General features: G+C 54.6%; 18 protein-coding genes. 10 read left to right on the top strand and 8 right to left on the bottom strand.

Annotation, left to right across the window (positions count from 1 at the left end; all coding sequences use genetic code 11):
* Positions 1 to 26: 26 nt before the first annotated feature.
* Positions 27 to 1,304 carry a Gfo/Idh/MocA family oxidoreductase gene (locus IT444_01555; protein MCC7191441.1) on the top strand — a complete coding sequence of 426 codons (1,278 nt, stop codon included), beginning with the start codon at positions 27 to 29 and terminating at the stop codon, positions 1,302 to 1,304.
* 96 nt (positions 1,305 to 1,400) lie between these two features.
* Complete coding sequence (locus IT444_01550) at positions 1,401 to 2,324, top strand: alpha/beta hydrolase (GenBank protein MCC7191440.1); 924 nt, start codon at positions 1,401 to 1,403, stop codon at positions 2,322 to 2,324.
* A 24-nt stretch (positions 2,325 to 2,348) separates the two neighbouring features.
* Here the strand turns inward: IT444_01550 and IT444_01545 are convergent, their stop codons facing one another.
* On the bottom strand, positions 2,349 to 3,665 hold the full coding sequence (locus IT444_01545) for a neutral/alkaline non-lysosomal ceramidase N-terminal domain-containing protein (GenBank protein ID MCC7191439.1): 1,317 nt from the start codon (positions 3,663 to 3,665) through the stop codon (positions 2,349 to 2,351).
* A 99-nt stretch (positions 3,666 to 3,764) separates the two neighbouring features.
* Between IT444_01545 and IT444_01540 the strand changes: the two genes are divergently transcribed.
* From IT444_01540 to IT444_01525, 4 genes are all read left to right on the top strand, one after another.
* A complete protein-coding gene (locus IT444_01540; GenBank protein MCC7191438.1) occupies positions 3,765 to 4,664 on the top strand; it encodes a carbon-nitrogen hydrolase in 900 nt (299 codons plus the stop codon).
* Positions 4,665 to 4,815: 151 nt separating this feature from the next.
* A complete protein-coding gene (locus IT444_01535; protein ID MCC7191437.1) occupies positions 4,816 to 6,327 on the top strand; it encodes an aldehyde dehydrogenase in 1,512 nt (503 codons plus the stop codon).
* 71 nt (positions 6,328 to 6,398) lie between these two features.
* Positions 6,399 to 7,457, top strand: a complete 1,059-nt coding sequence (locus IT444_01530) for a DSD1 family PLP-dependent enzyme (GenBank protein MCC7191436.1) — start codon at positions 6,399 to 6,401, stop codon at positions 7,455 to 7,457.
* A 216-nt stretch (positions 7,458 to 7,673) separates the two neighbouring features.
* Positions 7,674 to 8,762 (top strand): agmatine deiminase family protein, encoded by a 1,089-nt coding sequence (locus IT444_01525; GenBank protein MCC7191435.1) that lies wholly within the window; start codon positions 7,674 to 7,676, stop codon positions 8,760 to 8,762.
* A 32-nt stretch (positions 8,763 to 8,794) separates the two neighbouring features.
* On the opposite strand, the gene tadA is transcribed toward IT444_01525, so the two are convergent.
* Both tadA and IT444_01515 read right to left on the bottom strand, forming a co-directional pair.
* Entirely contained in the window at positions 8,795 to 10,612 is a 1,818-nt protein-coding gene (gene tadA, locus IT444_01520) for a Flp pilus assembly complex ATPase component TadA (protein MCC7191434.1), read from the bottom strand.
* Positions 10,613 to 10,843: 231 nt separating this feature from the next.
* A complete protein-coding gene (locus tag IT444_01515; GenBank protein MCC7191433.1) occupies positions 10,844 to 11,866 on the bottom strand; it encodes a ParB/RepB/Spo0J family partition protein in 1,023 nt (340 codons plus the stop codon).
* A gap of 754 nt (positions 11,867 to 12,620) precedes the next feature.
* Between IT444_01515 and IT444_01510 the strand changes: the two genes are divergently transcribed.
* Together IT444_01510 and IT444_01505 are read left to right on the top strand one after the other, a co-directional pair.
* Positions 12,621 to 13,454: a HAMP domain-containing histidine kinase gene (locus IT444_01510; protein MCC7191432.1), complete on the top strand. Its 834-nt coding sequence runs from the start codon at positions 12,621 to 12,623 to the stop codon at positions 13,452 to 13,454.
* A 177-nt stretch (positions 13,455 to 13,631) separates the two neighbouring features.
* Positions 13,632 to 14,435 (top strand): FKBP-type peptidyl-prolyl cis-trans isomerase, encoded by an 804-nt coding sequence (locus IT444_01505; GenBank protein ID MCC7191431.1) that lies wholly within the window; start codon positions 13,632 to 13,634, stop codon positions 14,433 to 14,435.
* 66 nt (positions 14,436 to 14,501) lie between these two features.
* Here the strand turns inward: IT444_01505 and IT444_01500 are convergent, their stop codons facing one another.
* Together IT444_01500 and IT444_01495 are read right to left on the bottom strand one after the other, a co-directional pair.
* Positions 14,502 to 16,319: a hypothetical protein gene (locus IT444_01500; protein MCC7191430.1), complete on the bottom strand. Its 1,818-nt coding sequence runs from the start codon at positions 16,317 to 16,319 to the stop codon at positions 14,502 to 14,504.
* Positions 16,320 to 16,378: 59 nt separating this feature from the next.
* Positions 16,379 to 17,650, bottom strand: a complete 1,272-nt coding sequence (locus tag IT444_01495) for a DNA adenine methylase (GenBank protein ID MCC7191429.1) — start codon at positions 17,648 to 17,650, stop codon at positions 16,379 to 16,381.
* Positions 17,651 to 17,707: 57 nt separating this feature from the next.
* On the opposite strand from IT444_01495, the gene folP reads away from it, so the two are divergent.
* Entirely contained in the window at positions 17,708 to 18,559 is an 852-nt protein-coding gene (folP, locus tag IT444_01490) for a dihydropteroate synthase (GenBank protein MCC7191428.1), read from the top strand.
* Positions 18,560 to 18,630: 71 nt separating this feature from the next.
* Here folP and apaG read toward each other — a convergent pair whose 3' ends face one another.
* Positions 18,631 to 19,041 carry a Co2+/Mg2+ efflux protein ApaG gene (gene apaG / locus IT444_01485; GenBank protein ID MCC7191427.1) on the bottom strand — a complete coding sequence of 137 codons (411 nt, stop codon included), beginning with the start codon at positions 19,039 to 19,041 and terminating at the stop codon, positions 18,631 to 18,633.
* Positions 19,042 to 19,358: 317 nt separating this feature from the next.
* On the opposite strand from apaG, the gene IT444_01480 reads away from it, so the two are divergent.
* Positions 19,359 to 21,365, top strand: coding sequence for an aldo/keto reductase (locus IT444_01480; GenBank protein ID MCC7191426.1), 2,007 nt, complete (start codon positions 19,359 to 19,361; stop codon positions 21,363 to 21,365).
* Between the two features lie 32 nt (positions 21,366 to 21,397).
* Here the strand turns inward: IT444_01480 and neuC are convergent, their stop codons facing one another.
* Positions 21,398 to 22,504, bottom strand: coding sequence for a UDP-N-acetylglucosamine 2-epimerase (hydrolyzing) (gene neuC, locus IT444_01475; protein MCC7191425.1), 1,107 nt, complete (start codon positions 22,502 to 22,504; stop codon positions 21,398 to 21,400).
* Between the two features lie 80 nt (positions 22,505 to 22,584).
* The gene (locus tag IT444_01470; GenBank protein MCC7191424.1) at positions 22,585 to 23,310 is read right to left on the bottom strand and encodes an acylneuraminate cytidylyltransferase family protein; all 726 of its coding nucleotides are present in this window, start codon (positions 23,308 to 23,310) and stop codon (positions 22,585 to 22,587) included.
* Positions 23,311 to 23,384 lie beyond the last annotated feature (74 nt).

The following is a 23,384-nucleotide window of genomic DNA, read 5'->3' as shown; positions in this document are numbered from 1 at the left end:
CGGCAAGTTCATTGAATGGAACACCCATGTCAAAACCTGTTACGGCAGCGATTGTCGGAGCGGGGCACCGCGCGGTGGGTTATTCCGAATACGCCAGACTTCATCCGGATCGACTGCGGATCACGGCAATTGCTGAGCCTAACGACGTTCGGCGGCGGCGGGAAGGCGACCGCTTTAATATCCCGGAAGCATTCCGCTTTCGCTCTTACACAGACCTCGCAGCGCGACCAGGGCTGGCTGATGCCGTCATCAACGGCACGATGGATCAGCTCCATTTTGCGTCATCGCTGCCTCTGCTCGAAGCGGGATATCACATCCTGCTGGAAAAACCAATCGCCCCTAACGAGCAAGAGGTTCGCGGACTGATCGAGGCGGCCAATCGCTTCCAACGAATTGTCCTCATATGCCATGTATTGCGCTATGCCCCCTTTTATCAGAAGATCAAGTCACTGCTCGATAGCGGCGCGATCGGCCAGTTGATAGCACTCAATACCACTGAAAGCATCAACTATCACCACATGACCACGCCCTTTGTGCGCGGGCGGTGGCGACAACGGGCAACCAATCCCATCATGCTTTCCAAGTGCTGTCACGACCTCGACATCATTGCGTGGCTTCTCTCTGGTGTACCGGCGAAAAAAGTAGCCAGTTTTGGTTCACTCACCCAATTCCGTCCCGAAAATGCCCCTCCCGGCTCGGCGATGCGGTGCCTTGATGGCTGCCAGATCGAATCAACCTGTATTCACTCCGCAAAAACTAACTACATCGAGCAAGGTTTGTGGGGCATGTATGTTTGGGAGTGCATCGAACACATCGAAAACCCCACGATTGATCAGAAACTCGAATCACTCCGTACCACAAATCCTTTCGGCCGATGTGTGTGGCATTGCGATAATGATGTGGTTGACCATCAGAGCGTGTTAATTGAGTTCGCCAACGGTGTGACAGCGACGCACAACCTCTTCACCGGCGGCGCTCGTATCGCACGAACAATTCACATCACAGGTTCACACGGAGATCTGGACGGCGATCTAGAGGCCAACCTCATTCGTCTCCGTCGACCTAATCACGAACCCGGCCGGGACCATACACAGGAAGTCATCAATGTCGCAGCGGAACGCGAAGGTGAGATGGCTGGTCATGGTGGCGGCGATGCCGGCTTGATCGAAGACTTCGTGAATGTCGTAGCAGGTCGTCCAGCATCAAAGAGCGTCACGAGCATTCAGGATTCGCTGACTGGGCACCTTATCGCCTTCGCTGCGGATGTAGCGATGAATGAAGGCCGTGTGGTCGAACTCTTTTGAATGAGTAGTGAGTTCCATTCAAACAGTCTTGGAGACTGATTCTGGACTTCACGATGCGTGACTTGTGATCGATACTGTTGGCTGGAGTTCCATTCCATGAATGAATCCGCCCCCGCAGCAACACCCCCTGTAAAACGTCACTCCTGGCTGCGGCGCATCACGCGCGTGGTGCTCGCGATCGTTTTGGGGTCCACCCTGGTATGGTGGATTTTGCTGTATTTATTCCAGACCAAAATGATATTTCCGGCTGACATGGCCCCGCGACCACCGATCGGCCAGCCGCCACGGGGGACTGAGGTTCTGGAATTAACCACTGCTGCCGGTAAGGTTGAGGCGTGGTTCACTCCACCGCCACGCAGTCGCGGCGAGCGTACCGCCCCACTTGCTGTCATCTTTCATGGCAATGCGGAAATTATTGATCAACAGGAAGACATGACCGCCTTTTTCGGGTCGTTGGGCTTTGCGGTACTCGTCCCGGAGTATCCCGGCTATGGACGATCGGCAGGAAGCCCGTCGCAAACATCAATACGTGATTCTTGTTCCGACTTCCTGAAGCAAGCGGTGGCGCATTCTGATGTCGATCCTTCGCGAGTGCTCTTTTTCGGTCGCTCAATCGGCGGTGCCGTGGCGATCGATCTGGCCGGTGTTTGTGAAGCCAGACAACTTCCAAAGCCAGCGGCGCTGATCACTGTCTCCACGGTTTACAACATCAAACGAATGGCAAATCACTATCTGGCTCCGGGATTGCTCGTAAAAAATCCCTACCGAAATGATCTTGTGCTACCCATGCTGCACATTCCAATTCTCATGTTCCATGGAACACAGGACGACATCGTCCCTATTGAAGACGGCAGAAAACTACACGCTCTCGTGCCAGAGGCAACATGGATCGAATTCGATTGCAGCCACAATGATTTTCCAGGGCCTGGCAACGAGTCGCGTTTCGAGCGAGAGATCATCCGTTTTCTGCGTAATGCCAATTTCACTGCCCCGGACAGACAACGTCAAAAACCTCGTTGAGCCGTCACCTTTCGCGGTGTGAGCTCATTTTCTCCCGCGCTTCCATGCTTCACGGAGTAATTTTAGATTTTCTTCAAAAAGAACGTCGTCGATGTTCTCCACGAAGATGCTTGGGCCAAAGGCCTTCGCGACCCACACCTCGTAACCGCCGCGATGCAGGCTGTCCCGGGTGGGAAAGTAACCGTTTGATCCGTTAGTCGTGCTTGCTGAAAGCGTGTATTCAAAGGGGCTTGATCTTCTCAGTCGCATGACTGTTTCAGCAAATACTTCACCAGGAAATGCGACGATCGCCACAGGGTCAAGCGACGTGATGGTTTGATCAAACTTCTTGCCTTCCACCCCGCCGCCTTGTTCATGTGCTTTTACCACTGCTGACCAGTGAAGAAATTCACATCGCGGCGTACCGTAAACATCTTTTTTCGACTCATACTCGGCAACCTTTCTAACCGCCTCGTCAAGCGGAGCGATCGGCCTATAGGGCATCGTGAATGTACCCGTATGAACTGCAAGTTTAAGATCACGAAAATCCTTGATCTGCCGGAAAGCTCGCATCGCATCCATCGCAGCGCGGGTGCCGACTTCCTGCAACGCGATTTCCCCATCGCCCACGGCGCGGAGTGTGTTGGATCGCGGCGCGATATCGCCGACAGCGCCATTGATAAAAATTGCTGGCGCTTTGGAAAAATGCTCAACTCGATCAACCATGACACCCGGCCAATCTCGTGAAATGGCACGGGTCGAGCCATCCAGAACTGTCGGATGAGCACCATAGTGAATAATCGTCGCCAATGATTGATCGGCAATGGTGACAAAACGCAGCACTGTCATCGTTGGATCGTACAGACCCCACGGGTTGACCCCTAGGCCAACCTGGTGGTTTTCGCCCAATTCACGACGGTTAACTCCTACATCGCTGCTGGTGGTGGCTATCCCGACCCGTACGGGCTGTCGCACATTCCAAGCCTCAACGGCAGCTTCAATGGCTCGCGAAGTCATCATCGCCAAATACGTGTCATTGCGATCGCTCCAACCCCATGCGGTTTGTGTGGAAGGCCCGCTGTGGGTCTGTGTGTAACTCACGGTGACATGCAGCGGCGGGATGCCAATCTTTTGAGACACGCCGGCTCTAATCTGCGCGACAGTTTCATCGTCAGGGAGACATAAATCACAACTCACAATGGCTGCGCTGATTTGATCCTGCTCCAGCACGAGTACGGTCACATTCAGCCCATCGCGAACTGATTCGGCGACACGTTGCGGATTGGGATAGCCAAATAGCGGCACGCCCAGAGGAGGGGTGATGTCACGCCGGGCAACTCCGGCAAGGAGGGTAGTGGCCATGAGTTAAACCTTGGAGTGCGGCAACATCGTAACCAGACCGATATCATCAGAGAGTGGCAGACCTGTTCCTACAAATAAACGGTGCCGCCGGAATATCCAATGAGCAGCAAAAATAATATTGTCCGCCTCGGCCTGATCCAGCATGCCTCGCCCGGCTTCAACAAAGCCAGGAATCTCAATAAAGCCATCGCGATGATCCGCGATGCCGCTGGTCGTGGAGCGCAAGTTGTCGCGACACAGGAGCTTTTTCTCACAAGCTATTTCTGCCAGATCGAAAGCGACGAGCGATTTAAGCTCGCGGAGTCGATCCCCGGACCAACAACGCAAAAACTCGGCGAGCTGGCTAAGAGGCTCAAGATTTACCTCACCGCATCGTTATTTGAGAAACGCGCTGCTGGCGTTTTTCATAACACATCAGTGATGATCTCTCCTTCCGGAGAAATTGTCGGCAAGTATCGGAAAATGCACATTCCAGACGATCCGCGATTCTTTGAGAAATACTATTTCACCCCTGGCGACCTCGGCTGGCAGACGCAAACCCTTTCCTGGCGTCGCCCGAAAAATCAAGAGGTCAAGACTGGGATGCTCGTCTGTTGGGATCAGTGGTATCCCGAAGCGGCACGGCTTACCGCATTGCACGGTGCGCAAATCATTTTCTACCCCACCGCCATCGGCTGGTATCACAAGGAAACTCCTTTTGATCGTAAACAACAGAAGGAGGCGTGGCAGACTATTCAGCGAGCACACGCCATCGCCAACGGCGTCTTTGTTGCTGCGATCAATCGTGTCGGCGTTGAAGACGATCTGGAATTCTGGGGTGGCAGCTTTATCGCTGACCCCGGCGGCGTAATCATCGCACAGGCTGGTGATAGAGATGAAGAAGTATTGACCGCGGATTGTCCTCTTGATCGGATGGATGAAATCCGACAGGGCTGGCCTTTTCTGCGCGACCGCAGGATCGACGCCTACGGACAGATTACCAAACGACTCATTGATTGATCATTCCAAACGTATCGCGCCAAAAGTCCGTTCTTGATCGACTGCAACCGCTGTCTATTTGCTTTCCTGTCACTCTTCTCGGTGAAAAGCACAGCGTGTGAGTTATGGTTTATATTTACCGACTCCGATACGCTTCACTGGAGCGCCCATTATGACCACGACCGCCTCCGCGTCGGGATCAATCCGCCTACCAAAGTGGCCGACCAAGCTGTACATCAACGGCAAGTGGGTTGCCTCCGCGTCGGGCAAGACGCTGGCCGTTAATAACCCCGCCACCGGCGAAACCCTTGCGAACGTCTCGCTGGCTGATGTGATCGATGTCGATCGCGCGGTGACGGCAGCACGAAGAGCCTTTGATGAAGGCCCGTGGCCGCGAATGGATGCGCTGGAACGAAGTCGTATTCTCTTTCGCTTTGCACAGAAGATCCGCGACCGCGCTGAGGAATTTGCACTCACCGACACGCTTAACATCGGCAAGCCGATCCGAGAAAGTAAAGGCTTCGACGTGCCGTGCGCGGTTGAGCTTTTTGAAAGCTATGCGGGCCTTGCTGACAAAATCTCCGGCAGATGCTTCGGAACACTCAACGACAACGTGACTATGCAGTTCCGCGAGCCTAAGGGTGTGATTGCAGCAATCACGCCGTGGAACTTTCCGCTGACTAACGCAGCTATCAAAATTGCACCAGTACTGGCGACCGGCAATACCATCGTTTTCAAGCCGTCAGAACTATCTCCCCTGTCAGCTCTGATGCTCGGCGAGATCGCCGATGAGGTCGGGCTTCCGCCAGGTGTGCTCAATATCATCAACGGACTTGGCGGTGATGCGGGGAAAGCACTTGTCGAGCATTCTGGCATCGACAAGATTTCCTTTACGGGCAGGATAGAAACCGGCCGACACATGCTTGAAGCTGCCCGAAAAAACGTCAAAGGCGTGATTCTGGAACTGGGCGGCAAAACACCAAACCTGATCTTTCCCGACGCTCCGTTAGAACACGCGGTTAACGGCATCGTCACCGGAATCTTTTTCAACCTCGGCCAGGTATGCGTAGCTGCCAGTCGTGTGCTGGTACACGAGAAGCAACATGACGAGCTCGTCGATCGAGTCGTCGCCAAGGCCAGAGGATTGCGCCAAGGCGATCCAACAGATGCTCGTAATCATCTGGGTTGTATCGCCACGTCTGCGCACCTGAAAACAATCGAAAACTACGTAAGTAAAGCTCGCAGCGAAGGTGCCTCGCTACTTCTAGGCGGTGAAAAGCCAAAAGGCTTGGAAAATCTGCCTTATTACAAGCCGACCATATTCGATGGAGTCAAGCCGCACATGACGATCGCGCGGGAGGAGGTCTTTGGCCCTGTTCTGTCGGTAATGACATTTAAGGATGAGGAAGACGCGGTACGGCTTGCGAATGATTCGGAATACGGCCTGATGGCAAGCATTTGGACAAGCGATGGCGGCCGGGCGCTACGACTCGCACGACAACTCAAGGCTGGTCGCATCGTCATTAACGGCGGAGGTTTTCTCAGAGCAAATGTCCCGGTATTCGGCTTCAAAATGAGCGGCGTCGGTACAGAGTTGGGATTCGACGAGGTTGTACACGAGTTCACGAATACCAAGGCTGTGCTTTACGGCCTGGGAACCGAGAAGGGTGGATGGCCGGAGTGAGTACCGCTGCACGCCACAAGACAACTCCACAGTCCCATGCGCGACCTCATTCTGCGATCGGATCGCGCATCATGGATCTCGATACCCCCGCTTTGCTCCTCGACATTCACAAAGTGGATCACAACCTTCAAGTGATGGCTGACTTTTTTCGGAACAAAACCTGTCAGCTCCGGCCTCATTTCAAAAACCACAAATGCGTCACGCTTGCAAGGCGACAGTTGGCGGCAGGTAGTGCGGTCGGCCTTACCTGCGCCAAACTCGGAGAGGCAGAGGTGCTCGCCGATCACGGGTTTGATGACATTCTCGTCGCCAATCAGGTTGTAGGTTCGATAAAAGTGAAACGGTTGGTTGAGGTTGCGAAAAAGGCAAAGGTCGGCGTTGCGGTTGATGCAATCGAGCAGGCGGCAGCTATTTCCAACGCGGCTCGTGATGCCAAAGTGGAGATCGGCATACTGCTCGAAGTCGATCTGGGCATGGCGCGCTGCGGCACTCAGCCTGGTGAGGAGTCCCTCAAGCTCGCAAGGCAGATTATCGATCTGCCAGGGATTCGATTCGACGGCATCCAGGCCTATGAAGGTCACACGGTCTATCTGTCTGATTCACAGCAGCGCTACATCAAAACACAAGAGGCTATGCAAAAAGCGGTCGATACCTGTGACCTGCTGGAGCAGAACGGCATCCCATGCCGTGGAATTAGCGGCGGTGCTTCTTCAACCTACGCAACCGTCGGCATCATGCGTCGGATGTTAGAACTTCAGTGCGGCACCTATGCGACGATGGATTGGCGGTATCAGGAGTTGGTGCCTCAATTTCAGATCGCGTTGACCATTCTGACTCGTGTCATCAGCAGGAATGGCGATCGTGCTGTTCTTGACATAGGAGTCAAAGGAGCCGGCGCAGAGTTTGGCCTGCCGAAAATTAAAGGGCATCCAGATGTCGTGATTCCCTTCTTTCTTGCTGAAGAGCATTGTGCGATGAAAAACGTACCCTCTTGGCGCGTTGGTGATACTGTCGAATTCATTTCAAGCCACGCATGCACGACCTGCAATCTATATCGAGAGTTCTATGTTCACGATGGTGAGAAGGTTATTGATATCTGGCCGATCGAAGCTTCAGGAAAACTCAGTTAGTCCAACAGTAGCGATGATTTATTTGGAACAACCATTGATCACGTATGTTTAAGTGCGCGAAGTAAATAACGCCTCATCCGCAAACATCGCTGCCAGATATGTCAAGACAGAAATCAACCTGCAGGTGTTTTTCGTCTCGTAAACTCATCACAGATTAATAAGCCAGCGAGATAACTGGATTCAGTATTTTCTTACACCGTGCTTTAAAGTGACCTTATGTCTCACCCATTAACGCCCTTTGCTGTGAAACTTCCCCGCCCTGCCGCCTCCGCCCGCGAGTTGGGTTACCGCATGCCCGCAGAGTGGGAGCCGACGACCCGTATCTGGCTAACTCCTCCTCATAATGAGGAAACCTGGCCGGGCTGCTTACCAGCAGCGCAGAAACAATTTGCTGAGTTGATGGAAGCGATGAAGCCTTATGTTGACGTTGCGACAACACAGGGACTCGGCATCAAAACCAACGATTCATGGATTCGAGATTACGGACCGATTTTCGTAGTCAAGTCTGATCACACACAAAGTACGGAGACGGCTGCTCGCGGAAAATCATCTGTCAATGTCTCCGGCGCACCAAAAGCTGCCCATGATTTTCGATTCAACGGTTGGGGCGGCAAGTACGAAGATCGCACTCTCGACGATCTGGTACCACAGTACCTCGCCAAACATCTGGGAGTGCCTTTGTGGATTCACGACCTCGTACTCGAAGGTGGATCGATCGAGGTTAACGGCTGCGGCACTGTCATGACTACCGAACAGTGCCTGCTGAATAAAAACCGTAACCCCCATCTTTCACGGGAAGCAATCATAGATGAGGTTCACGAAGCACTGGGCACCCACCATGTCCTCTGGCTGCCCGGCGGCATCATCGGCGACGACACCGACGGTCACATTGATGACATCGCGCGATTCATCAACGCGGAAACAATCGTAAGCATTCACGCGCCCAGCAACCATCCCGATTTTGAAATTCTGAATAGAAATCGGCGAGCACTACGCAACGCTCGTGATCAGAACGGGAAAAAACTGACAGTCATCGACCTGCCGGTGCCTGATCCGATTCTCTACCAGTTTCCTGCTGACCGCTTCGGACCCGGCGGACTAAACCCGGTGCCGGCAAGCTACGCGAATTTTCTTATCGCCAATGGCGGGGTGTTCGTACCCATTTTTGGCCAGCCAACCGACGACAAAGCTCTTGATATTCTTCAGCAGGCAATGCCAAAACATCGTGTGATTGGAATACGAGCCGAGTCGTTGGTGGTCGGACTCGGAGCTTTTCACTGTCTGAGTCAGCAGGAACCCAGGTAGGCAGACTCATTCGCCCCCACCAGTTTCCACGGTTATTCGGTTCCCGTCACGCGCTCGATCTCTTCCATAGAGGCGATGCCTTCCGCTACGAGTTTATAGCCGTTGTGCTGGAGAGATGTAAATACTTCCATCTTGAGGGAGTCGCGGATAGCAGTGATCGTCGGGGACTTGAGGATCAGGTCACGGATTTCATCTGTGACATGGAGTAGTTCAAAAATCGCACGGCGGCCGGCGTAGCCCGTTCCCATACATTTGGAACAACCCGCAGGAATATAAATCCGAGTCATGCCCTCGATGGCTTTACCCATGCGCATCTGCTGCTGCGGAGTCGGCTTCTTTTCCACTTTGCAATGCGGGCAAAGAACGCGCACCAGTCGCTGGGCGATGACAAGGTTCAATGCTGATGCAACCAGGTACGGTTCAATTCCCAGATCGAGGAGGCGAAAGATCGTGCCGATCGTGTCCTTGGCGTGAACCGTTGAGAGGACAAGGTGGCCTGTCATGGCAGCCTGCATGGCGGTCATGGCTGTTTCTTTATCACGAATTTCGCCCAGGAGAATTACGTCTGGATCCTGACGAAGAATCGAACGCAGAAGCTGCGCAAAGTTATTGCCTTTGTGCGCATCGACAGGAATCTGCGTCACACCCGGGAGCTGGTATTCAACGGGATCTTCAATCGTCACGACGTTACGTTGATTGACGTCGATGTCGCGCAGCACGGTGTACAGCGTCGTCGTCTTGCCCGAGCCGGTTGGTCCGGTCACGAGAATCATGCCCGCATCCTGCTTCGAAACGCGCCTGACCTGGTTACTCATCCATTCGGGCATCTGCAGATCGGTGAGATAGCGCGGCGCATTAGCCAGATCGAGAACACGAATAACCAGTTTTTGACCGTGCACGCTGGGTGTGAAACTGACGCGGTAGTCGATTCGCCGCCCCGCTAATTGCACGGAAAAGTGCCCCTCCTGAACAATTGCGCGCTGCGAAATATCGATGTCACTGAGAACCTTCGTCACGCCAACTAGACGCTGAGCGGTGCGGCGGTCCAGATGCATCGCTTCAACCATCGTGCCATCAATACGCAGCCGGACGATGTAGTCGCTGGCTTTGGGCTCAACATGCAGATCGGTTGCGCGCGTACGAGCACAGGAAAGCAGCAGCAATCGCATGATGCGCACGCCCTCCTGACTTTCACGGGCTTCATCCCCTTCTTTCCCCATGGCAGCGTGAACCGTCTCGCCGCGGGAGTTTGCCAGGATCAGATCATGTTCGGACAGATTTTCACCCTCACCCTGCGCTGCAAATTTGCGCAGCGCTGCTAAAGAATCCTCATTCGATGAGCCGCTCTCGCCTTCATCATCCTCAACCGGCTCAAGCACAATGGGTTCGACAGGCTGCACCGCCTCCTCTGGGTCAGCGCGCATCGCGATTGGGGCCTCCTCTTCTTCGTGAGGAATGACTGGGTTCACAGCATGAGCAGTTGGCCTGCTCGGCGTGGACTTTGACGAACGCGGCGGCGGAACGGGCTTGGCTGGCTTGTTGACCGCTTCCGCAGGATTGTCAAAAACAAAGCGAAAGATTGTCTTACCGATTGATAGGGTGTCGCCGTTTTTAAGTGATGCGGTTTCTATCTTCTGGTTATTAAGTTTGATGCCGTTGCGGGATTTGAGATCGCGCACGCGGTAGCCGGATGGGATTTTTTCAATGACGCAGTGAAAGCGGCTGGCGGTGTCTTCGGCGATGTTCAGCGCGTTGTCGGGATGCCGACCAATGGTGAGCGGCTTGTCACCCAGAGGTTTCCTGAGTGTCCGACCATCGGCAGTACGTATGTCGAGATAAGGTTCAGTCATTGCTTTCGTGTGAATCTCTGTGGAACAGTGCCTCACCGCTGACCAAGCCTCACTCCGCAGAACGTGATTCTATTCCATGTCACCCCACAGAACACGCAAAGACTACGCACAGAGTGACAGAGATATAACCAACCGCATTCCGCAGCCCCCGCTCCTGCCGCCACTCAAAGCCATATCACACCCCCGTTGAACCAACAACCACAACTAAAAGTTGATTAAAAATACAATCAACTATTCGGTTTCTATTCCTAGCTTTGATAACAGTGAATCGAACTGATCGATTGAATAAAACTCGATTGTCAGGCTGCCCGTACCCTTTTTTCGTCCCGGACGTATCCTGGCTTTGGTTGAAAGTTGCCTTCCGATCTGCTGTTCAAGGTCCGCCAAGTGAGCGGAAAGACGATTTGTTTTGTTTTTATCATCCCCCGATGGAGGGTCTGGCGTTGTTGCTCCTGACAGCATTCGGACAGCTTGCTCCAGTTGTCGCACCGACCACTCCTGCTTCACCGCTCGATGAGCCAAGCCAGCCTGCTGCTGAGGATTAGAGACCCCTACCAGCGCCTTTGCCTGGCCGGCTGATAATTTTCCAGCTCTAACAAGACCACACACTTCTTTTGTTAAGTTAAGTAATCTCAGATTGTTAGATATTGACGATCGATCTAATCCAACCCTAGCTGCGATATCTTCGTGGGTAAGATTGAATTGTTGTATAAGCCGTTGAAAAGCCTCTGCCCTATCGATTGGATTCAAATCTTCGCGTTGAAGATTTTCGATGATCGCCCATTCAGAGAGCTGAAGATCGTCGAGCTGTCGAATAATCGCTGGCAGAAAAGACAGGCCAACAACTTGGGCTGCCCGCCATCGTCGCTCGCCAGCAACCAGTTCGTATCGTTCCGCCCCCTCCTGAGTCACACCCCTAACAGGGCGGACAATCACAGGCTGCATTACTCCGGCAGAACGGATAGATGCAGCAAGTTGCTGGAGAGATCCCTCGTCAAAATGTTGACGCGGTTGGTGGGGGTTGGGTTGAATGGATTCGATGGGTAAATCCACCAATCCGTCTCGCCGGTCAACGGCAGGGGGCTGCTGAGCGACAAGATGATTGGTACCCGTAATAGCCGACACGCCTGGCGCGTCTCCTGGCTTTGTTGCGGCCGACAATTCTTTTGCAGGCAAGGCGACCTCAACCGCCCTCCCCATCAGACTGCTAAGCCCTTTTCCAAGCCGAGGTGGACGAGATTTTGTTTCCGCCATGTGAACCTCCGTGTTCAGCTCAAGCCTATCCGCGATTCACTCGACCTTCAAGATGTTCCACGTGAAACGATGGAAACTTTTTGCAAACAGATCACCATTGCTATTCTTCTTCCGTACGATAAAACTGGACAACAAAGCAATTGGCACAGTTATGACTTCGGGAATATTTCCCCACTTTGTGTTTATGGCTGCCATAGGCGCAATGCTGATTGTTGTCGTTTGGATTGCAACCGTGGTGTTTGATTTTTCTCGCGGAAGCTCCGGAAGAAGATTGCGCTGCAGAAACTGCGGGTTTGACCTTCAAGGTTCACGCCCCGCCTGTTGTCCGGAATGTCATTCAGTGTTCCCAGCCGATTCACGTCGGGCTTTGCGCCTGCAACGGCAGGGGCGTTGCGGTGCGTGCGGATATGACCTCCGATCTTCAAAAAAAGATCGTTGCCCGGAATGCGGCGCCGTCAAGCCGGGTCAGAAAAACTAACCCTATTTCTCGCGTTCCACGTGGAACACCCAATAGCCGCTGCCTTAGTCTCAAAAGGAAAGTTGAGTAGTACGGGCCGCTAAAACACTTCTCATAAAATAAATTGGGGCGATGGCCAGTAGAATTAAAGTGAACATCGTTTTCTTAATGCGTGACCGTTGTTCATTTTCAATTATTGGACTTTCATAACACGCATGATTAGCTTTGTTTGCGTCATTCTGTGTTGCTGTCGGCTTCCGTCAAGCCAGACACCTGTGACTTCCGATATTTCTATCAATGAAGTCGAAACCACACGATTCCATCGTTGAGCACGAGGTACACCATCCTGACGACCTGGCTCGTGTCGAGCAACTTCTCAAGCACTTCGAGCAGTTGGAAGTTCAGTTTCAGCAGGTTCGTGAGGGGCTGACCCATTCCCACCGCCTTGCGACACTGGGAACAATCGCCTCGATCATTGCACACGAATACAACAACATACTCACGCCGATCATCAGCTACGCGCAACTCTCGCTCGCCAAGCCTGACGATTCCCTGCTCATGAAAAAGGCTGTTGAAAAAGCACTTGCGGGGGCGGAGCGTGCAGCCCACATCAGTGCTTCGCTTCTGGGCTTTGCCCGCGAAGCGGACCAAAAGCATGCAGCGAGGGTTCGACAAGTCATCGATGAAGCCATTGGCTGCCTGGCGCGTGATCCCAAAAAAGACGGCATTGCGTTGGTTGTCGATTCTCCTGACGTACAAGTGGCGATGTCGCCGCTCAATCTACAGCAGGTGTTGCTCAATCTTTTTCTGAACGCGAAGCAGGCCATGCGTCGAACGGGCGGGCGTCTTACGGTTACCGCATGTGTTGAAGCCAACCTTGTACGAATCGTCGTAGCTGACACCGGCCCGGGCATTCCCGAATCCATCATGAAGCGATTGTTTGAGCCGTTCGTCACTCATCGACCTCACGCAGACCCCGCGGAAAGAAAGGGCACCGGCCTGGGACTCTGCATCTGCCGCGATCTGGTGCGTAACGCGGGCGGCTCCATCACCGTCACCAGCAAGCCCGGCGAAGGAGCACGGTTTGAGCTGACCATTCCCAAAGCTGACGACCTGTTTGATACCACTTGAACACACAGCCAACAACAGGTTAATAGTTAATTTATAAGTAAACCGCACTTTATCGGGTGCTTGGTTGTCTTGCCGCGTGAGCTGGAGGAACCTCGCAGTCGTATCAGTCAACGGCTGTGCTATCATTCCGCCTCAGGCCGCGTTCCGCGGTAACTAATTTTGCTCCAAGGAGACCTCATGAAAAGTTTTGCGTTTTTTATCGCGCTGGCTTTGTTGATCACGACCAGCGTTGCATTCGCACAGCCTGCCGCAACACAACCTGCTGCCGCCGAGGCTCCCGCTGCGACGACTTATCCGGCTGGCCTGGAATCCGTAGCACAGCGCGCCAGTTATTTTTTTGGTGTGCAGATCGGCAATGAGCTTAAAAATGCTCCGATCTCTGTCGATCAGGATGCGTTCAACCGCGGCCTGACGGACGGACTAAAAGCCAACAAGCTCGCTCTGACTCCGCAACAGATTCAAGAGACGATGGCCGCACTGCAACGTGAAATGATCGAAAAGCAGATGGCCAAAGCACGTGAAATCGCTGAACGTAACAAAGTGCTTGCCCCCAAGAATAAAGCAGAGGGCGAAGCTTTCCTCGCAAAAAACAAGACCGCGGAAGGGGTCGTCACGACCAAGTCCGGCCTGCAGTACAAAATTCTCCAGGAAGGAAAGGGCAAATCGCCCGACGCCAAGAGTACCGTCACCGTCCATTACACCGGCGCACTGCTCGACGGAAAGGTTTTTGATTCCTCGGAAGGGCGGGGGCCTGCGACATTCAGTCTTGATCCCACTGGTGGGCGCGGCGTGATTCAAGGCTGGTCTGAAGGCCTGCAACTCATGAAAGAAGGGGGCAAGTATCGCCTGTGGATTCCCCCTGAACTCGCTTATAAAGAAGATGGTGCTGGCGAGGACATCGGCCCCAATGCTGTTCTCGTCTTCGACGTCGAACTGCTCAAGATCGATCCGCCTCAGCCGGAACTGGACTTGGCACACTGATTCACCGCGACACAACAACAGCTAGGTGATTTGGTTTCAGCGGCGCGCGGGCAAGCCTGTCAAGCCTTACGTTCGCTCTACCACGATACGATTGCCTGCGACTTCAACGACTTTGATCGGCGCTCCGGGTTCGATCCATACGCCGGGTGTAACCACATCGACCACCTGGCCATCAATCTCCGCACGTCCGCTGGGGCGAAGTTGTGAGAGTGCCCGACCGGAATTGCCGACGACAATTTTCCCGAACCCAATCACCTCGTCACCGCCCACCGGCAGCTCGCGCGCGATAGCTCCGCCTGTACCCGGTCTGTGTGTCAGCACGATCCGATCAACCAGCGGGAGGTGACCAAAGTATTTCGTGATATAAAAAAACCCGATGCCGCTAAAGAGTACCGCGACGAGCATCCAGATCAACGAAAGCTGGAGTTGTTTCCACATCTCCGGAGGCGGGAGACTCAGCGGACCCGAGCCCGATGTCGGTACAATGGCAAGCACCAGCCCGACAAACATCATCACGATGCCCGCGATACCCACCACACCAAATCCGGGGATCAGGAAAATCTCCACCAGCAGCAGCAACAACCCAAGACCAAAGAGAATCAAGTGCCAGACAGCAGCCAACCCGATGAGGTAGGGAGAGACGATCAGAAGAAGCAGGGCGATACCAGCAGCAATTCCTCCGACACCAAAGCCCGGTGAATGTGCTTCGAAGTACGCTCCCAACAACACGATCGACACCAGAATTGCCCGCATCCACGGGCGTGTCAGCCAGTAGGCGGCGCCTTCAACCCAATAAAGATCAATTCGCGTGATGCTCGACGCGCTGAGCAGGTTTTGCAGATCCTGTTCGTTCTGAACGACACCTCGTGAAATCCCCAGAGCGGTAGCCTCCCCTTGTGAAAGTGTCAGCAGCGATCGGCCATCATGGATTTGCCGCACCAGTGTCCAGCCTCCTTGATCGTCAGGGTTGAAGTTTTCCTCGGTACGCGTCCCTGCATCACCAAGCGTCGCAGCGGGGTCCGGCGCGCCGGGAGTCGGCACAGGAACCGGCTGCGAGGCAGCGTTACCCGGCGTGAGTGCGGGCAGGGGGGATGGGGGGGCGGTCGTACTTGGTACAGGAGGATTGATCCCTGTTCCGCGAAATTGATCCGGCGTCGCGCCACGCACCATCACTTCATAATCCGCCTGATTCACAATCCGCCGCTCGTTGGTAGCCTTGTGCTCAATTTCGTACAGCTGGACTCCAAGCTCACACATGGCGTGAAACACGGTGTAGTCATAATTGCCGTGGACCGCGTTGTCGCGGAATTCTGCAAGGATCGGAGACAGCGCTTTAGCTCGTTCCGTAGGGGAGAGATTCTGTCCCGGCACGATCGGCGCACAATCGCCTGCCGCAGCCGACGATGACATCACAATGGCATTGCACGATGAGGCGATGAGGATGCCCGCGGAATAAGCCTTGGGGTTGATCCACGCAATGGTCGGAACCGGGATCGTTTTGATGTACTTGGAAATGTCGAGAGCACTGGTCACGACACCGCCGTAGCTATCGATTTCAAACACGATCACCGTCGCACCGCCCGCGACAGCGCGGTCAACACGACGCTTGAGGCTTTCCAGGGTGAAGTCATAGATCAGGCCATCAACGCGCAAGATCGCAACCTTGGAACCGCTGCGGATCAGGTTTGAGAGCGGGCCTGCCGGGGTGGCTATAGGGCCGGGAGGTGTTACGGCGGAAGATGGCTGCGACGTCATCTCGTCGGACGCGGCACGTCCAGCGGTGGTTGGGGCTTCGTTGGCGCCAAACAACAACGTCGTGAGCAACAGCAGCAAAGCTGTTGTCGCACACTTAATGGTTCTGCGACTACGAACGTCGCTTTTCATGGTCTTCATTATAGGAGCTGGCTTTGATATTCCTGTGTAAAGATGCGATGCCGCAAGGATCATCCGCGCCAAAATCGCCGCTCTTCCGATTCGATTTGCTCCGCCAATTTTTCGACGGATCGGGTTTGTGGCCGGGCAGCAGTATCCGTCACAACAACGAATTCGACATTGTGCGATTTTGAAGACATGCGCGGCGAGCTGACACGGTAACGCTTGTATTTTCGCGTGAATACCTTGAGCTTGCCGCGCTGGGCGAGCGGTCGCAGCACCTCGCGAAGCGGGATGTTGCCGTCGGTGCTGTATGAAAGCATGATCCATCTTGCATCTATGGCTTCGATGAGGCGCGCCAACGCCACGGGTGCTGTAGCCGCGTGGTTAAACGCGCTGCGCCGCTGAGTTCGCCAGTCAGTACGAATCGCCGACTTATCCCGCGCATTGGGACGACCCCGTCCACGTGCGGAAGCCGTAATGGTCGGCGACACTGGCGGGGCGTCATTGAGCACAACCGTATTTAGTACGTGATAGTTACTTCCGTAGGGGTGCTGGTTGTAGGGGGGGTCGAGATAAACAGCTGTATGGGCCGGATCGGTTTTCAGGTTGCCGATCAGCATGGCGGCGTCGAGTTGTTCCGCGCGATTATCCTGACCGTTATCGTGTGTTGCTGGCGGACGCAGGGTCAACGGACTCAGAATGCGATATAGAGCCGTTCTCGTCTTGCCGCCCCAGCCGTGATGAAATCCCTTGAAAACACCAGACGTATTGCTCACATAACTGACAGCATAAAGCAACGCGCTTAACAGATATGCCCGCTCCGCTGGTGTGACCTTCTCCGTAGATTCCCAATGATCGATCAACTCCCTTGCGGCATCGATTTGCCTGCCATTGGCGCGAGTGAAGAACATCCGTTCCCGCGAGGGGTCCGGCTTGTCGTCATCGCGCGGACATAAATGCGTCGCGATGTAACCATCTCGCGGTTCAACGCTATTGATCGCTCTAAAAGCGGCGTCAACCCCACCAAGTCCGACAAATGGCGGAGGAGCGTTGAGCGATACGGTCGCTCTCGCAATCGTTGCGGAATACGGCTCCCAGTCATTAGCGATCACACGATGACCAAGCGTCTTGGCTAGTCTCGCCACCACTGTGCTGCCGGTGAAAAGGTCCACCACTGTGCCGCGATTCAAACCCGTATAAACCAAGGCGTCCGCAATCAACGGGAGTAGTTTCCGTTTGTTCCCCAGGTAGGGAATGAGTTGCGAATAGATATATTCATCCGTGCGGACTGCTGCATGGCGTCGCGGGTGGTGGCGAATCACGGCAGAGGATGGAGTCACAAGGAAATTCTACCTCTGATCAAGACCTGTCACGACCGGGGACGGCATAATGTCCTCATGATCCTCCCGCTGGCTGATGGCACATCACTTGACCTCTCGCGCCCACGGATCATGGGTATCCTCAATGTCACACCCGACAGCTTCAGTGACGGCGGCCATCACACAACCACTGACTTGGCCGTCAAACATGCACGACAAATGCTGTCCGACGGGGCTGATCTTATTGATGTGGGCGGTGAATCGACGCGGCCGGGCTCGCAGCGTGTCAGCGCCTCTGAGCAGAAGAAGCGAATCGTTGATGTCATTCGTGCTCTGCCGCCCAATGTAATTGTCAGCGTCGATACTACCTTAACCGACGTTGCGCGAGCCGCACTCGACGCTGGTGCAGACATGATCAATGACATTTCCGCAGGTCGAGATGACGAAGGCATATTCACCCTTGCGGCGGAACGGCGAGTGCCAATCGTCCTCATGCACATGCAGGGAACCCCAGCCACGATGCAGGTAAATCCAACCTATGTCGATGTCGTCAGCGAGGTATTGTCTTTTCTGCGCTGCCGTGCTGACATTGCGCAACAGGCCGGTATCCCGCGAGAAGGTATCGTGCTCGATCCTGGAATCGGTTTTGGAAAAACTCGGGAACATAACCTTTCGCTGCTGCGAAATCTCCACCGGTTCGTCGATCTGGGTTATGCCTTATTGCTGGGCACGAGCAGAAAGCGTTTCATGGGTTCGATCTGTCAGATTCAGGACGGCCAAACCGTGCGGCAACCCGCACCGGATGAACTGATCGGTGCGACGTGCGCTACGACCGCAATAGGAGTCACTGCCGGCGTGCGACTATTTCGGGTTCATGATGTACGAGAAAGCCGGCAAGCTGCAGACGTGGCGTGGGCAATAGGCCATTGAAAGTTCACAAGGAGTAGTAACGCCAGACAACGGAGCGATGGGGGCGGAAGTGTGCTCCATCTGCTGCTGATTTATGGCGCAGCATCGGGGACCGCAACCCGCCGTGCCAGAAAAAACCGACCAATTCGTGCCTCGAACAATTTTCCATCAGCACGACGCATCTGATAAGTGCCCTCCATACTGCCCCATTCCGTACTCAGCGGACAGAAACTTGTGTATTTGAATCCCTGTCCCGGCTCAAGCGTGGGCGTTTGCCCCACCACGCCAGCACCTTTGACCTCCTCGCGATGGCCGTCGGCATCGATGATGATCCAATGACGGGAAACCAACTGAACCGATTCCTGTCCCTGATTAACAATGACCACGCGATAACCAAAAACATAACGATCTTGTTGTGGATCAGATTCTTCCGGCAGGTAAAACGCAGTGGCACCGACGCGAACCCCTTCGGTCGTAGTGTCAGACATGGGGGGCGTGGCCATAACGTGCTCGCAAATAACCGGACGAAATCCCTTCATCCGAGATGTCAAATTATATCCACCTGTACAGCATCCCAGATCATCACCCGTGTGAAGCCGTGTTTTTTTCGTCACACGATGCCGTGAGGTGTCGTATATGTACGATGGTTCGACACACAGCCCGCCCTGATGGGCAGGATCTATGGGGGATCTACGATCGGCGACACAATCCACGCCTACAGAACAACCATTGACCGAACTCACAACGCCGCACGTTGATAGCATGGAAGTCTGCCGATACGCTCTGGCCACTTTTACTTCACCTACAAGGATTTTTAGTCATGCCTTCATCGCTCGCCTGGGGAATTCTCAGCACCGGCGCTATCGCCAAGGCGTTTGCCAGGGGACTGGTTCATTCGCGTACAGGAAAACTGGTGGCGGTCGCCAGCCGGACGCAGGAGGCGGCTGATAAGTTTGCCAAGGAATTTAATGTTCCACGCGCCCACGGGTCCTATGAAGCTCTACTGGCTGACCCACAGGTCCAGGCGATTTACATCGCACCGCCACATCCCATGCATGCGCAGTGGACGATTCTCGCTGCCGAGGCGAAGAAACACATTCTCTGCGAAAAACCAATCGGTCTGAACGCCGCCGAGACGATGGCGATGATCGAAGCCGCCCGGGCAAATAACGTCTTTCTGATGGAAGCGTTCATGTATCGCTGCCACCCACAGACGCAGAGGCTTGTCGAATTGCTCAAGAGCAAAGCAATCGGAGAAGTGCGGATGATCCACGCAACCTTCGGCTTTTCTGCGGGATTCCATGCAGAAAGCCGAATCTGGAGCAACGCGCTGGCTGGCGGGGGCATCATGGATGTCGGCTGTTACCCCATTTCAATGTCGAGGCTCGTCGCCGGTGTAGTACTGGGCAGAGACTTTGCCGAACCGATTGATATCAAAGCTTCGGGGAAACTCGCATCCACAGGTGTAGACGAATACGCTGCAGCTACGCTTACCTTTCCCAATCAGATTGTCGCCCAGGTCGCAACAGGTGTCGGCCTGAACCTTGATAACAGCGTTCGTATCTTTGGCACATCCGGCTCGATTTTCGTTCCCTCGCCATGGACTGCTGATCGCGGTTCGGGGGGCGACTATCATCTCCACGTCACACGCTACGGCAAAGGAACGGAGGATGTCGTCATCAAGGCCGACGTCACCGCCTATGCGCTTGAAGCGGATGTCGTTGGTGATGCTGTGGCACAGGGCAAAACTCAGCCACCTTCACCAGCCATGACGTGGGACGACTCGCTGGGAAATATGCGTGCTCTTGACACCTGGCGCGCACGGGTCGGCGTTGTCTATGACGCGGAGAAACGTGGCGCCTCATCGCGGACGGTGTCTGGCCGCACATTGAAAAAGAGCAACAGCGCTTCCATGACTTATGGCCGGCTGCCGGGGGTGGACAAACCGGTTTCGCGGCTGCTCCTGGGCGTTGATAACCAAACCTTCTATCCGCACGCCACCGTCATGTTTGATGACTATTTTGAACGTGGCGGCAACGCCTTTGATACCGCATACATCTATGCTGGCGGTGAGCTGGAAAAGAATTTGGGCGCGTGGATTCAGTCGCGCGGCGTGCGTGAGCAGGTCGTTATCCTCGGGAAAGGTGCTCACACACCGCACTGCACACCCAAGCACATCACCGAACAGCTCGCAATAAGTCTAGATCGGATGCAAACCAACTACGTTGACGTGTATATGCTCCATCGCGATAACGTGGACATCCCCGTGGGAGAGTTTGTTGACGTGCTCAATGAACACAAAAAAGCGGGACGAATACGTGCATTCGGCGGAAGCAACTGGACACTTGAACGGGTACAGGCTGCCAACGACTACGCCAAGGCCAAAGGGTTGACCGGCTTCGCGGCGGTGAGCAACAACTTCAGCCTCGCACGAATGATCGATCCCGTCTGGGACGGTTGTGTCGGAACATCCGATCCTGCATCGCGCGCATGGTTTGAGAAAACGCAACTTGCCTTGATGCCCTGGTCAAGCCAGGCAAGAGGTTTCTTTCTTCCCCACATCTCCCGCGATTACACCGGTGACGCGGAAGTCGTCCGCTGCTGGTTCAGTGAAGACAATTTCCAGCGTCGTGACCGGGCAATTGAGCTGGCGAAGAAGAAAGGTGTCGAGCCGATCAACATTGCTCTTGCCTATGTGCTGCATCAGCCGTTCCCGACATTCCCGCTCATCGGGCCGCGTACGATCGGCGAAACCATCAGCTCGCTCCGAGCATTGAACGTCCAGCTAACATCGCAGGAAATCAAGTGGCTGAATCTGGAAGCGTAACCACAAGCCGGGCAGTCCTCATCTTGTTTATGTCAATATGAGTTCAGCTTCCGCAGGGGGCCTTTCGTCAGCGACGGCTTCGCGAGCAGTTGTGCGATGCGCTGACCCGATCGACCGTCGCCGTAGGGATGTTTCATTTTTCTAAGGTCAAGTTTCAATGCCCGGCGTATTGCGGCTGCGACGTTGGCTTGACCATACTCACAGTCCACTACGTTTGCGGGTTTTTCACGCCCGTTCTGCCGCGGACCAATATTGACACAGGGAATTCCCAAAGCTGCCGCCTCGATCAATCCTGCGGATGAGTTACCAATAATTACGCTTGAAGCCTTCAGCCATGTGAGAAATTCCGCTCGCGGTAAATGAATCTGATCAATGCCGGAGTTGCGCTTCCAGACACTACGCATGGCGCGGCGAATGCCGTCACTACCCGGATCGCTGTTGGGTGCGATGGGCAGAAAATGACCGCGAAGCTCGGAAATAGTTGCACTGATCGTCTCGCACATCCAGGACTCTTCGGTTGCGTTGCTCGCTCCGATGGGATGTTGCAGGAGAATTCCGTGCAGCCCGCGAATCGAGGTGGGCTTGATTGATTTCAATCCATCAATCGCCGGCGACCCGACCATGAATACCTTGGCTGGCTGCTCACCCATCCGAATCAGCCGTTCACGACTTTGGATGGTCGCAGGGAAATGTATGTGTGATAGTTTGGAAATGGCGTGTCGCATCGCTTCGTCTGCAACCCCTTCAGCACGATCGCCGCCATGGATATGGGCAACGCATATTCCACCAACGCTCGCTGCGGTTGCTGCCGCGAACGCTTCGATACGATCTCCCAGCACAAGCACCACGTCAGGTCGCAGCTTCTCGAAGACTTTGCCCAAGCCGACGATTCCGCGCCCTAACGCAGCGACATCCGCCGGGCGGCCGGTTACTCCACGCCGTTGCATCGGGACTTTTGCCGCAATCTTAAAACCAGCGGCAAGAATGTCTGCAACCGTGCCTGTTGTCAGATGGGTGCCCATGGCGACGATGCTCAGTCGCAGCCGCGGATGGTTTCTGATTGCCCGCATAACCGGCGCGAGCAGCCCAAACTCGGCACGTGTACCCGTAACAACAACAATATGCCTCTTTCTGGGCATGTAGTTCTTTCAGGATGACGCGGTTCAATCCTTATCGCCGACTCAAGCTCGGCTTTTCAAGCAACAGTACGACGGCTTGTTTATCCGCTTCGTTCCTGACGCGACCGCAGAGCCACGATCCCTTCTGCAATGATCAAGTCCAACTCGTCGTCCACGTCCACGACATCCTCCGGCCGAGTCACGATCGCACGCCGATCGGCACCAAGAAAGTTATGCGGGTGCGCAGGATCAACGTTGAACAAATTCTGCCGTGTTACCGCAAGTACTCCGCTGTTGAGCATATACACAGGAGGGAGATCCTGGCGGCGGAATATTTCATTCGGCTGGTAATTCTCCAGCACATCTCCAAATGGACCGGTGAGCTTACGCATCCATAACGGATGCATCTTGCCAACGGGGTACACCGTCTGCACGCTGTCCGCTTCGGTCTCGATAAGTTTGGTCATCGCGCGATCGGTCAGGTCCGCAGGTCGTAATGGAACATTGCCGTATAGAATCGCAACATACTGTGCCGTTTTGCCGTGTTTCGCTTCCCAGCACTCAACGCCGTGGCGTGCCCCATCATCAATGGTTGCGTTGTCACCGCAGCGTTCGGGGGGGCGTTTGTATGTTTCGATTCCATATTTTCGGCCCACCTCCAGGATGTCGTCACCATCCGAACTGAGCACGACGGCATCCGGGCGGCGCGACCCAAGTGCGTGCTCGATGGTCCATGCAACCAGCGGTTTTCCCGCCAGGGGTCGCATGCTTTTGTTCCTAAGCCCTTTGCTTCCCGCCCGGGCGATAATGACAGCGATGGTCGTCATATGTATCAGGGGGTACATCACAACTGGCGGCAATACGCTTCGTTGCGTCACAACCGATCAGCTCGTCTTGTACC

The sequence above is a fragment of the Phycisphaeraceae bacterium genome (assembly GCA_020851465.1).
Lineage (GTDB): Bacteria > Planctomycetota > Phycisphaerae > Phycisphaerales > Phycisphaeraceae > JADZCR01.
This window is presented reverse-complemented; position numbering and strand designations above follow the sequence as displayed.